The 1,627-nt window shown below is 69.5% G+C and carries 1 protein-coding gene; it reads right to left on the bottom strand.

The window, feature by feature from the left end:
- Nucleotides 1-1,627 (bottom strand): type I polyketide synthase (locus ACFQ7F_RS45830; RefSeq protein WP_383285741.1); only part of this gene is annotated, 1,627 nt, incomplete at both ends.

Raw genomic sequence — 1,627 nt, 5'->3', positions numbered from 1 at the left:
GAGCCCCAGCGAACACCGGGAAACGGGCCGCCAGTTCACGGCCCATACCGAGCCGCTGCGAACCCTGACCCGAGAACAAGAAACCCAACAGCCCGTCGGCGACGGAACCCGTCACCACACCCGCCGCCTGCCTGCCCTCGGCCAGCGCGGTCAGAGCAGCCAGCCGGGTCTCCGCATCGTCCGCGACGACAACCGCGCGCTGTTCCAGCGAGGCCCGCGTCGTCGCGAGGGAGAAGCCGACGTCCACAGGATTCAGGTCGCTCACGCCGGAGATCAGCCGTGCTGCCTGCTCCCGCAACGCTTCGGCACTGTGGGCCGACAGCACCCACGGCGCAAGCCCGACCGGGACGGACGCCACGGCAGGAGTCGGCTCCTCGACTTCCGGCGCCTGCTCGATGATGGTGTGCGCGTTCGTGCCGCTGAACCCGAACGACGACACACCGAACCGGCGCGGCCGCTCGGTGTCCGGCCAGGGGCGGGCCTCAGTCAGAAGCTCGACGTCGCCGGTCGACCAGTCGACCTGTGAGGTCGGCTCATCCACATGGAGCGTCTGTGGCAGCAGACGGTGCTGCATCGCCATGACCATCTTGATCACACCCGCCACACCTGCGGCAGCCTGCGTGTGACCGATGTTGGACTTCACCGAGCCGAGCCACAACGGCTCACCGGTACGGTCCTGGCCGTAGGTGGCGAGCAACGCCTGGGCCTCGATCGGGTCGCCGAGCGTGGTGCCGGTGCCGTGTGCCTCCATGGCGTCCACGTCGGCCGGAGTCAGGCCCGCACTCGCCAACGCCTGGCGAATGACCCGCTGCTGCGAGGGACCGTTCGGCGCGGTCAGCCCGTTGGACGCGCCATCCTGGTTCACCGCCGAACCACGTACCACCGCAAGCACCTGGTGGCCATTGCGCCGAGCATCCGAAAGCCGCTCCACGAGCAGCATGCCGACACCCTCACCCCAGCCGGTGCCATCGGCGGCATCGGCGAACGCCTTGACACGGCCGTCCACGGCGAGGCCGCGCTGACGGCTGAACTCGATGAACGAGCCCGGCGTCGACATCACCGACACGCCACCGACCAGCGCCAGTTCGCACTCACCCTTGTGCAGCGCGTTCACCGCCAAGTGGAGCGCGACCAACGATGACGAGCACGCCGTGTCCACCGTCACCGCAGGGCCTTCAAAGCCATACGTGTACGAAAGCCGGCCGGAGATGACGCTCGCCGAAATGCCGGTGCCCGCGTACCCCTCGACTTCCTTCTGTGCGGCCATCAACAGCGCCGCGTAGTCCTGGCCGTTCGTACCGACGAACACACCCGACCGGCCGCCCCGCAGCGAGGTCGGGTCGATGCCCGCCCGCTCGAACGCCTCCCAGGAGGTCTCAAGGAGCAGCCGCTGCTGGGGGTCCATCGCCGCGGCCTCACGCGGCGAGATCCCGAAGAAGCCCGGGTCGAAGTCCGCGACGCCGTCCAGAAAGGCGCCCATACGGCTGTAGGTGGTGCCCGACTGCTCGGGGTCGGGGTCGTAGAGCGACTCCACGTCCCAGCCGCGGTCCGTCGGGAACTGCGACACCGCGTCGCCGCCCCCGGCCACCAAACGCCACAAGTCCTCCGGCGACTCGACGCCGCCCGG

It is taken from the genome of Streptomyces sp. NPDC056486 (genome assembly GCF_042795295.1).
Lineage (GTDB): Bacteria > Actinomycetota > Actinomycetes > Streptomycetales > Streptomycetaceae > Streptomyces.
This window is presented reverse-complemented; position numbering and strand designations above follow the sequence as displayed.